The 9,473-nt window shown below is 71.6% G+C and carries 11 protein-coding genes; 5 read left to right on the top strand and 6 right to left on the bottom strand.

From position 1 onward, the window contains the following. The first annotated feature begins 193 nt into the window (after nt 1–193). Nucleotides 194–1,183 carry a hypothetical protein gene (locus tag E1295_RS45420; protein ID WP_132641182.1) on the top strand — a complete coding sequence of 330 codons (990 nt, stop codon included), beginning with the start codon at nt 194–196 and terminating at the stop codon, nt 1,181–1,183. A gap of 117 nt (nt 1,184–1,300) precedes the next feature. Here E1295_RS45420 and E1295_RS45415 read toward each other — a convergent pair whose 3' ends face one another. After that, on the bottom strand, nt 1,301–1,843 hold the full coding sequence (locus E1295_RS45415) for an SseB family protein (RefSeq protein ID WP_132641180.1): 543 nt from the start codon (nt 1,841–1,843) through the stop codon (nt 1,301–1,303). Then, nucleotides 1,812–2,219: a PadR family transcriptional regulator gene (locus tag E1295_RS45410; protein ID WP_246081177.1), complete on the bottom strand. Its 408-nt coding sequence runs from the start codon at nt 2,217–2,219 to the stop codon at nt 1,812–1,814. The genes E1295_RS45415 and E1295_RS45410 overlap by 32 nt, the downstream gene beginning before the upstream one ends. 96 nt (nt 2,220–2,315) lie before the next feature. Here E1295_RS45410 and E1295_RS45405 point away from each other — a divergent pair, with 96 nt between their 5' ends. Further along, nucleotides 2,316–2,906 (top strand): nucleotidyltransferase family protein, encoded by a 591-nt coding sequence (locus E1295_RS45405; RefSeq protein ID WP_132641178.1) that lies wholly within the window; start codon nt 2,316–2,318, stop codon nt 2,904–2,906. 238 nt (nt 2,907–3,144) lie between these two features. On the opposite strand, the gene bar is transcribed toward E1295_RS45405, so the two are convergent. Continuing rightward, nucleotides 3,145–4,236: a barbiturase gene (gene bar / locus E1295_RS45400; RefSeq protein WP_132641176.1), complete on the bottom strand. Its 1,092-nt coding sequence runs from the start codon at nt 4,234–4,236 to the stop codon at nt 3,145–3,147. A 141-nt stretch (nt 4,237–4,377) separates the two neighbouring features. Here bar and E1295_RS45395 point away from each other — a divergent pair, with 141 nt between their 5' ends. Together E1295_RS45395 and E1295_RS45390 are read left to right on the top strand one after the other, a co-directional pair. Then, nucleotides 4,378–5,061: an alpha/beta fold hydrolase gene (locus E1295_RS45395; RefSeq protein WP_220449228.1), complete on the top strand. Its 684-nt coding sequence runs from the start codon at nt 4,378–4,380 to the stop codon at nt 5,059–5,061. 124 nt (nt 5,062–5,185) lie between these two features. Next, nucleotides 5,186–6,283: an FUSC family protein gene (locus E1295_RS45390; protein ID WP_132641172.1), complete on the top strand. Its 1,098-nt coding sequence runs from the start codon at nt 5,186–5,188 to the stop codon at nt 6,281–6,283. Here the strand turns inward: E1295_RS45390 and E1295_RS45385 are convergent. From E1295_RS45385 to E1295_RS45375, 3 genes are all read right to left on the bottom strand, one after another. After that, nucleotides 6,277–6,663, bottom strand: a complete 387-nt coding sequence (locus E1295_RS45385; RefSeq protein WP_132641170.1) for a type II toxin-antitoxin system death-on-curing family toxin — start codon at nt 6,661–6,663, stop codon at nt 6,277–6,279. The genes E1295_RS45390 and E1295_RS45385 overlap by 7 nt on opposite strands. Then, nucleotides 6,660–6,863 carry a ribbon-helix-helix protein, CopG family gene (locus E1295_RS45380; protein ID WP_132508133.1) on the bottom strand — a complete coding sequence of 68 codons (204 nt, stop codon included), beginning with the start codon at nt 6,861–6,863 and terminating at the stop codon, nt 6,660–6,662. Before E1295_RS45380 ends, E1295_RS45385 begins: the two co-directional genes overlap by 4 nt. Before the next feature lie 98 nt (nt 6,864–6,961). Next, the gene (locus tag E1295_RS45375) at nt 6,962–8,128 is read right to left on the bottom strand and encodes a pyridoxal phosphate-dependent aminotransferase (protein WP_132641168.1); all 1,167 of its coding nucleotides are present in this window, start codon (nt 8,126–8,128) and stop codon (nt 6,962–6,964) included. Between the two features lie 25 nt (nt 8,129–8,153). Here E1295_RS45375 and E1295_RS45370 point away from each other — a divergent pair. Further along, the coding region (locus tag E1295_RS45370; protein ID WP_132641166.1) for an alpha/beta fold hydrolase at nt 8,154–9,473 on the top strand (1,320 nt) is incomplete at its 3' end.

Below are 9,473 nucleotides of genomic sequence, written 5' to 3'. Positions count from 1 at the left end.
GGCCGATCGCGGCCCTCGCCGCACCACCGGCCCGCACCACCGGCCCGCACCACCGGCCCGCACCACCGGCCCGCACCACCGGCCGCCGCTTTGCGAGACCCGCCCCGGTGGAGTGGCGCCGGGGGGTCGATTCGCCGGCATGGATGGCGGTCCGGCTCTTGCGGCCGGCCAGCCGATCACGGACACTTCCGGCGTGGACAGGGATCGGTTCGTCAGGTTCGCGGTCGTCATCGCGACCTTCGTGCTCGCCCCTGTGCTACTCGAAATGCTGGCCTGGTACATCGAGGGCGAGGAGTACGACGTTGCCCGCGCCGTCACCGTGCTCTCCGTGGTGACGGGGATGGCCCTGATCGCCCTGATCGCCGGCAGGCTGCGCGGACGGCTCCCGACCATGCTGGTCACGGCCATGACCGTGATGGCGGCCGGGGGGATCGTGCTGGGGTTCGCGGCGGGGTTCGGGCCGGTCCTGTGGAACGGGCACACGCCCGGCGAACTGCTCGGCCTGTCGATGATCGGGATCGCCGCGTTCACCCTGCTGACCGGGACGTACCTGCTGGTGCTGTTCCGGCGCGGCCTGTACGTGCCGCATCTGGAGGCCACGGCGGGCCCCTCGCCCACCACCACCAAGCGCAAGGTGATCGGCGAGTCGGAGATCCTGATCCGCACCCAGCCGGAGATCAGCGCGGCGCTGGAGAAGGCGCTGGCGAGCTGCGTCTCCGTGATCGACCAGGACGACCTGCACTTCGTGGCGTTCTTCGGGCCCGGCGGCTGCGCCTTCTACACCGACGTGCTCGACGACGCGGATCTGCAGCACTTCTTCCACGAGACGACGGCCGAGGAACGCAGGGGCTCCTACCTCAAGCTGGGCCGCCAGCTCGAGTGGATCGGGCAGCGGCTCGACACGCACCTCAGGCTGCTGGAGAGCGGCACGGTGATCAGGACCGTGCTGGACGTGGAGCGCGGCGCGCTGTTCCACTACTGGGTCGACCACGGCCGCTACGTCGTGGGCGTCACCCTCGACCAGCGCAAGGTCGGTGTGGCCGACGACAAGATGGCCAGGCTCGTCGACATGATCCGCGGGCACTTCACGTTGCCGCCCATCAACCAGCGCATCCGGCCGGAGCCGGGCGGGAACGTGCGCCCGATCAGGAGAGACCAGGCGTGGCCGGAGTCTGGCTCCTGACGGCCTGACGCATCCGCCGTCCGGATCACGGGAACCATGTGACGTGCCCTGACCGGGATCGACGTCCAAGACGAGGCGGGAAGGGCGTACGTCACCTTTGGGCGAGGGCCGGGTGGGTCATCGGCCGGACCTGCGCCCCCACGGGAAGCGGCGACGCCTGCGGGCCGGCTCCACGCGGGCGACGGTGACGCCGCTGAGCCCGCCCACGGTGCCGGACTCGACCGCCGCGAGGGCCGCCAGCACCTCGCCCTCGATCACGAACTGCACAGGACCGGCGACGTCCACCACGACCGCCGCCGCCCGCTCCTGCACGGCGGCCTGGCAGACCTGGAGTGCGGTGGCCTGGATGGGCCGGGCGTCCGGCCGCCACCTGGCCAGCGCGTCGGCGCCGGTGAACGCGAGCACCGCCTGCCTGCCGTCCTGCCCGACGAGCTTGGGCAGGGCCATCTCGCTCTCCTTCTCCTGCCGCAGCCCGTGCGCGCCGACCTCGCTCTCGGTCAGCAGGGCGACCACGGGCACGAGCAACCTGGCGCCGCTCAGCGCGGCCAGCACCTCGGCGTCGCCGGCCGTACCGGCCTCGTAGGCGGCCAGGGCGGCGGCGACGGCGGGAGCGGCGCGGCCGTCGTCGTCAGGGTTCAGAGGCTGCGGGATGCTCGGCACAACCCCCGAGACTACCCGCGCTGCGGCCGGCCTCCCGAGCCGCCCGGCTCGGCCGGCCTCCCGAGCCGCCCGGCTCGTTCCGCGGCCGGGGGGACAGCCAGCCCGGCGCCGGCCGCCGGCGTGCGCGGTAGGCCCTGGCGACGGCGTCGCGGGCCTGCTCGGCGCCGTCGGCGGTGAGCCGGTAGTAGCGGCGGACTGGGCGTGCCTGCGTCACGTGCGTCTCGGGGTACTCCAGCCGGCTCTCCAGCCAGCCGATCCGTTCCAAGCGGGCCAGGATCGGGTAAACGGTGCCGCTCGGCATCCCCGCCGACTCGCACAGCTCGAGACCGTACCGGTCGCGTTCCGGGTCGGTGAGCAGGACGCGGAGCAGAGCCATGGTCGGCATGGTCATCCGCGGACCACTCGTCATATGTCGAACGCTACATAGCCATCAGATCCGTACGGCCGCCATCCGGGTGACATCATGGTGGCGATGCGGATCGCGCGCCTTCCCCTCGACGAGCAACTCGCCGCCCTGCCCCGCGTGCTGGGCACCAATCCGGTGCTGACCGGCGTGCTGCACCAGGCCAGGGCGCTCGGCCTGCCCGGCTGGTGGGTCGCGGCGGGCGCCGTCGTGCAGACCGTCTGGAACCACGTGACCGGGCGTGATCCTGGCTACGGCATCAAGGATTACGACCTGATCTATTACGACCCGTCCGACCTGTCGTGGGAGGCGGAGAACGAGGTGATCAGGAGCGGGCGGCGGGTGTTCGGCGACGTGCCGGTCGAGATCCGCAACGAGGCCCGGGTGCATTTGTGGTACGAGGAGCGGTTCGGCGTGCCGTGCCCGCCGTACGACAGCACCGAGGACGCGATCGCCTCTTTCCCCGCCACGACGTGCGCGCTGGGCGCCCGGATCACACCGGCGGGCGAGTGGCGGCTGTACGCCCCCTACGGCGTGTCCGGCGCCTTCGATCTGCGCCTGCGCCCCAACCCGAGGCTGGCGCCGCGGCAGGTGTACGAAGCCAAGGTCGCCCGCTGGACCAGGGACTGGCCCGAACTCACCGCCCTCCCCTGGCCCTGACGCCGATCGGCCACGGCCCCCGCCACCACGCGAACGGTTCACCGCGCCGCGGCGATCGGTCACGAATTCGACCACGGCGCAGGGCCGGCAGTGCGCTGCGTGACGGCGGCCGGCCGGTGAAGGGTCAGAGGGCGTTTTCCTGGAGGGCCGTCAGCCACCCGCGGCGGGTGGCTGGGCCCGGCGAAGCCGTAAAGATGACAAGAAAGCCGTAAGGACCAGAAAGAGCCGCGGACCGGGATCATTCGTGGGCGGAGATGGCGGCGACGGGACCGCCGCCGGAGGGTCCCTGGTGGACGGCGGCCACGGAGACGAAGGCGGCCGGGTCGCCCGTGACCGAGGCCGCGACGCCGCCCACGGTCGCCTTGATCTGCCGGTGCCAGTGCACGTCGGAGTCGTCCAGCATGATGTTGCGCCGCCCGCGCACCCGCCCCGAGGGGTCGGCCTCGCACTTCATGAACACGTTCACCAGCCGCCCGCCGAGGTCGGACGGGTGCGGGCGTTCGGGCAGCGGCAGCCCGGAGTCCCTGATGGCCTCCCAGATGCCGTCGGCGTCGAGGGCGTCCTTCATGACGCTGTGGCCGATGCGGTAGCGGCCGCCGATCCCGCGTACGTTGCCGACCAGCACGATCTGGGCCCGGTCGAGTTCCACACCCGACGAGCAGGAGGCCACCGACGAGTAGAGCGAGAGGTCCTTGTGGATCTGGTCGGCGCGGGGCATCTCGATCTCGCCGAGCGCGACGGCGACGCCGAGGGCGGTGGTGGAGTTGGACAGGTCCATGGAGGGGCCGGTCTCCTCGATGGCGGTGTCCTGGCCGCGGCTCTTGGCGTCGGTGATGGTGGCGAGGGTGAGCAGCGGCGTCTTGGTCTGTACGTAGTGGACGTCGCGCGGGTCGTCGATGCCGGCGATCTTCATGGCCTCGCGCACGCCGGCGGCGACCTTCTCCACCATGGCGGGCCTGCCGATGTCCTCGGGGAGGATCACGTCACTCATCGCCACGCCCACCGACAGCCGTGGCTCGTCGGAAGGGGGCGCGTCGGCCGTGGTGGCGAAGATGGTGGCGTGCGGGCTGAGCACTCCGTCGGTGCCGCCCGACCAGACCAGCGGTACGTTGTCCGGCGCCGGATGGCCGTGGTCGGAGAGCACCTCGCGGAAGGCCCGGTCGGCGAGGATGCGCGTGTAGTCGTTGACGCCGCCGTTGCCCTCGGTCTTGCCGATGACGGCGAGCACCCGGCCTGCTTCGATCACCCCGTCGGCGATGAGCCGTGACAGCCCGGAGGCGTCGGTGACGCTCTCGATGGGCACCTTGCGTACTTCTATCGGCTCCGGCATGCCAAGCCCCTTCTTCCTGGTCCTTCCCCCTGTCCTGGCGACGCTAGCCGAGCCGGTCAGCGGGGTTCATGGTCAATGTCTGCCCAGGAACGCAGCGGACGATGTCAACCTGCGCTGAGCGGCGGCTGTAGGGTCGCGCATGTGATTCGCGAAGCCCATGTCAATGGAATCAAGCTCGTCTACCGGGAGGAAGGCGACCCTTCCGCTCCCGCGCTCGTGCTGCTCCACGGACGCACCGCCGACCACAACGACTGGAACGGCATCACCCAGCATTTCGCCGCGCGCTATCACGTTCTGGCGCCCGACCTGCGCGGGCACGGCGCGAGTGACCGTCCCGGCGAATACGCGGTCCCCGCCATGGCCGCCGACGTCGCCGCGCTGCTCGACCATCTGGGCATCGAACGCGCCACGGTGGTGGGGCACTCGCTCGGCGGCATCGTGGCCTACCTGCTGGCCATGAGCCACCCCGGGCGGGTGGAGCGGCTGGTGCTGGAGGATCCGCCGCAGCCGTACCCGATCGAGAACCGCCCGCCGGTCGTGGAGGACGGGTCGACGGCGTTCGACTGGCGGATGGTGCACCAGACGGAGCGGCAGCTGGTCGCCCCCGACCCGGCCTGGAGGAAGGGGCTGGCGCGGATCACGGCGCCGACGCTGGTGGTGTCGGGCGGGGCGGCGAGCCATCTTCGCGCGCAGGACGTGGCGGCGCTGATCCCTGGGGCCGAGCTGGTGACGATCGAGGCGGGTCACCTGGTCCACGTCACCGCGCGCCGTGCGTTCCTGACCGCGGTGGACGATTTCCTGAACGGCGCGGCCACGGCAACATGATCGCCGGGCCACAGCTCGGCCCCGGATCACGCACCGGCTCCCTGATCGTCGGACCGGCTCCCGACTAAACACACCTGGCCGGGGCAAACGTGACATTGTGCCGAAGATCCGCCAAGGTGGAGAGGTGCGGACGAAGCTCAGCGATCATGTGAAGGAACGGCTGAGCACGTTCGGCCTCATGGCGCCGTCCATCACGCAGTGCGCGGTCGGCGCCGCGCTCGCCTGGCTCGTCGCCACCGAGGTGCTCGGCCACCCGCGGCCCATCTTCGCGCCGATCTCGGTGCTCATCTGCGTCGGCGTGGGGCTCGGCCAGCGCCTGCGCCGGCTGATCGAGATGGTCGTCGGGGTCAGCCTGGGCGTCGGCGTGGGCGACCTGCTGGTGTCCTGGATCGGCTCGGGCGCCTGGCAGCTCGCGCTGGTGGTGGCGCTGGCGATGGCCGTGGCGGTCCTCCTCAACAGCGGGGCGCTCTTCATCGCGCAGGCCGGTTCTTCGGCCGTGCTGGTGGCCACCCTGGTTCCCGGCGAGGGCGTGGGCGGCCTGGACCGCATGGCCGACGCGCTCACCGGCGGCATCATCGGGATCGCGGCGGTCGCGCTGCTGCCCGCGAGCCCGTTCATGATCGCCGCCAAGCACCTGTCCGGGGTGCTGGACGCGCTGTCGACGGTGCTGGAGCAGGCCGCTGCGGCGATCGAGAAGCGGGACGTGGACCTGGCCGCCGAGGCGCTGGAGGAGGCGCGCGACACGCAAGGGGTGGTGGAGGAGTTCGAGGCGGCGCTGAAGACCAGCAAGGAGATCGCCATGATCTCGCCGGTGCACTGGCACCGGCGCGCCCGGCTGGCCCGTTACGAGACCGCGGCCGTGCCGGTGGACCTGGCGCTGCGGAACGCGCGGGTGCTGATCAGGCGCACGCTGGCCTCGCTCGGGGAGGTCAGCCCTCCCCCGGCCGCTCTGGCCGAGGCCATGCGGGAGGTGTCGGAGGCGGCGCTGCTGCTGCAACTGGAGCTGGGGGCGGGCCGCGAGCCGACGCTGGCGCGACAGGCGTTGCTCGCCGTCGCGGCCAGGGAGAGGCCTCCGCAGCTCGGGTTCTCGGCCCACGTCATCATCGCGCAGCTGCGCTCGGTGGTGGTCGATCTGCTGCAGGCGACGGGAATGGACAACGAGGAGGCGACGGCCGCACTCACCCCGCTGGACGAGCCGAGCGGCGGCTCCCGCGGTCAGTGACCGCCCGGCGGGATGAACGTACGCAGCACGTCGGCGATCTCGTCGGCCTCGGTGAGCTTGCCCGAGGCCACGGCGACGACCAGGTCGTAGGCGCTGTCGTCGTCGGTGTCGAGCTCCACGCCGTTGAATCTCAGGAAGACGTCCGTGACCAGCCATGACAACCGCTTGTTGCCGTCGATGAGCGGATGGTTGACCGCCAGCGACTGCAAGAGGGCTCCGTCTTTCGTGAACAGGTCGGGATATGCCTCCTGCCCGAACATGGAGGAGCTCGGCCGGTGCACGGCCGAGTCGAGCAGGCCGAGGTCACGCACGGCGAGAATGTCCCCGAGCTCGGCCTCGGCAAGCTCCAGGACCTGTTCCAGCGTGAGGTAACGGGTCATTCGCCGAGCCGATCGAGAACGGTCCGCCACCGCTCCCTGGACTTGGCGCCGAGGCGGCGCACCTCCTCATCGGCTGCGTGCCGGGCGAGATATTCGTCGACGGCCGCCAGCACCACCTGCTGCATGCTGCGCCCCTCGGCGTCCGCGCGCTTGCGGAGGGCTTCGGTCTGCTGGTCGCTGAGGCGAAGGGTCATGGCCATGCCCCTCATCGTAGGCCGGGACGTGGTATCACCGCGATACCACGTCCGCATATTACCCTGAGCAACCGTACGATCACAGAGGTTTTACGGTGGGCGCGTCAGGACGACAGGCGCTTGAGCCGGGTCACCGCCTCGTCGATGACCTCGTCCTTCTTGCAGAAGGCGAAGCGTACGAAGTGCCGCCCGCGTTCGGGATGGTCGTAGAAGACCTGGGTCGGGATGGCCACCACCCCGGCGAGGTCCGGAAGCCGTCGCGTCAGCTCCAGGCCGTCCTCGAAGCCCAGCGGCCGGATGTCGGTCTGCACGAAATAGGTGCCCGCGGGCTTGAGCACGGAGAAACCCGCCGCCGCCAGGCCCTCCATGAGCCGGTCGCGTTTGTCCTGCAGCCCCGCCCGGAGCGCGGCCACCCACTCCAGCTCGTGCCGCAGTGCGTACGCCACCGCCAGCTGCCACGGGGCGCTCGCCGTGAACGTCAGGAACTGCTTGACGGTCTGCACCGCCGTGACGAGGCCGGGCGGTGCGCACACCCAGCCGGTCTTCCAGCCGGTGACCGAGAACGTCTTGCCCGCCGACGAGATCGTCACCGTGCGTTCCCGCATGCCGGGCAGCGTGGCGAGGGGGATGTGCTCCACCCCGTCGAAGGTCAGGTGCTCGTACACCTCGTCCGTCACGGCGATCAGCCCGCGCTCCTGGCACAGCTCCGCGATGACGGTCAGTTCCTCCCGGGTGAAGACCGTGCCGGTGGGGTTGTGCGGCGAGTTGACCAGGATGGCCCGGGTGCGCGGCGTCACGGCGGCGCGCAGCTCGTCGGGGTCGAACGTGAAGCGGCCGTCCCGCGGCCGCATCGTCACGGCCACCAGCCGGGCCTGGGCGAGGGCGATGGAGGCGGCGTAGGAGTCGTAGTAGGGCTCGAACGCGATCACCTCGTCGCCCGGCTCGCACAGCGCCAGCACGCTCGCCGCGATCGCCTCGGTGGCGCCCACGGTGACCAGGATCTCCCCCGCCGGATCGTAGGAGAGGCCGTAGTGGGCCGCGCGATGCTCGGAGACCGCCTGCCGCAGGTCGGGCACGCCGGGCCCCGGCGGGTACTGGTTGGCGCCCGCGCCGATCGCCTCGACCGCGCGGTCGAGCATCGCGGCGGGCCCGTCGGTGTCGGGAAAGCCCTGGCCGAGGTTGATCGATCCGGTTTGCACGGCCAGCGCGCTCATCTCCGCGAAAATCGTCGTGCCGAAGGCGCGCATCCTGGAAACAAGTGGTTCGGTCACGTGCCCACACTATTAGTCTCGTGCCGTGATCTCTCGGGTCGTGCTCGCCCTCGCCCTCTCGGCGACCCCCTCCATGACACCCGGCATGACCCCCGCGCCGCCCGGCGTGGCCGCGCGCCAGCCGTGCCCGGTCGCCATGCCGCCCCGCACGACCTGCGCCTTCCTGGAGGTTCCCGAGCGGAGGGACGTGCCGGGCCGCACGATCAAGGTGGCGTACGCCGTGCGCGTGGCCGGCGTCGACCGTGGGAACGATCCGGTGGTCCTCATGGGCGAAGAGCCGGGGCCGACGTCGATGGAGACGATGTCCGTGCTGAGCGCGATGTTCCCCGATCGCGACGTGGTGACGGTCGAGCAGCGCGGCGGCCGGCTCTCCGAGCCCTCGCTGGGTTGCCCGGAGACCGCGCAGGCGCTGCTCGGACGGTTGCGGCGGCCCTCAGCTGACAAGGGCGCCGCCGTGAGCGCCGACGAGCGGGCCGCCGTGAGCGCCGATGTGGGGGCCGCCGTGAGCGCCGATGTGGGGGCCGATGTGGGCGCCGCTGCCGTCCGGTGCCGCGAACGGCTTCAGGAGCAGGGCATCGACCTGCGGGGATACCGCGCGCAGGAGATGGCGGCCGACGTGGTGGCTGTGCGTGAGGAGCTCGGGTACGACGCCTGGCACCTGTTCGGGGTGGGCTCTTCGACCAGGGTCATGGCGGCCGTGGCCGCGGCCGACCCAGGTGGCGTGCGTTCGATGGTGCTCGACTCGTTCCAGGCTCCGGGCGCGGCCGGCGACGCGAGCACCGAGCGCGACCACGACGGCGCTGAGCACGACCACTACGGCGCCGATCGCGACCACGACGGCGTTGAGCGGGGCCTCGGCGGCGCGCTGGCGCGGCTGGGGGTCGCGGAGCGGTTCGCGGCCGTGCGGGCCAGGCTGAACGCCTCCCCGGCCCGGGTGCCTGCGACGGATCCGGTGGCGGCGCGGGCGTTCACGGCCGAGGTGACCGGCGACGACCTGGCCGCGATCATGGCGGAGGCGCTGCGCGGGGCGGACGTGGCGGCGGTGGCCCCGGCGCTGGTCGGAGGGCTCGCCGAGGGGCGTGACGAGTTGCTGCGGCCGCTGGTCGACGCCGCGGGCGAGCGGATGGCGGCGCGCGTGTGGGGGCTGTATCACGCGGTGCAGTGCCAGGACGAGGTCCCGTTCGGCACCTCCGCCACGTCCACCGCGTCTGCCGCGTCCATCCCAAGATCCCGACTTTTCACCATAAATGCGGACAAAGCGGTGTGCGATGCTTGGCAGGTGCCCAGGTCGGAGCCCTCGAACACCACCCCCGCGGCCCCCGCCTACGTCCTGAGTGGCCGGTAC

The sequence above is a fragment of the Nonomuraea mesophila genome (genome assembly GCF_004352805.1).
Classification (GTDB): Bacteria; Actinomycetota; Actinomycetes; order Streptosporangiales; family Streptosporangiaceae; genus Nonomuraea; species Nonomuraea longispora.
The sequence above is the reverse complement of the archived record's forward strand: the minus strand, read 5'-3'. Positions and strand labels throughout refer to the sequence as shown.

What these genes read in the sequence shown, in the direction of transcription:
- E1295_RS45380 (WP_132508133.1), bottom strand. Translation starts at nt 6,863, where the DNA reads ATGGCCATGACCCTTCGCCTCAGCGACCAGCAGACCGAAGCCCTCCGC.
- bar (WP_132641176.1), bottom strand. Translation starts at nt 4,236, where the DNA reads ATGCCGGAGCCGATAGAAGTACGCAAGGTGCCCATCGAGAGCGTCACC.
- E1295_RS45385 (WP_132641170.1), bottom strand. Translation starts at nt 6,663, where the DNA reads ATGACCCGTTACCTCACGCTGGAACAGGTCCTGGAGCTTGCCGAGGCC.
- E1295_RS45410 (WP_246081177.1), bottom strand. Translation starts at nt 2,219, where the DNA reads ATGGCTCTGCTCCGCGTCCTGCTCACCGACCCGGAACGCGACCGGTAC.
- E1295_RS45405 (WP_132641178.1), top strand. Translation starts at nt 2,316, where the DNA reads ATGCGGATCGCGCGCCTTCCCCTCGACGAGCAACTCGCCGCCCTGCCC.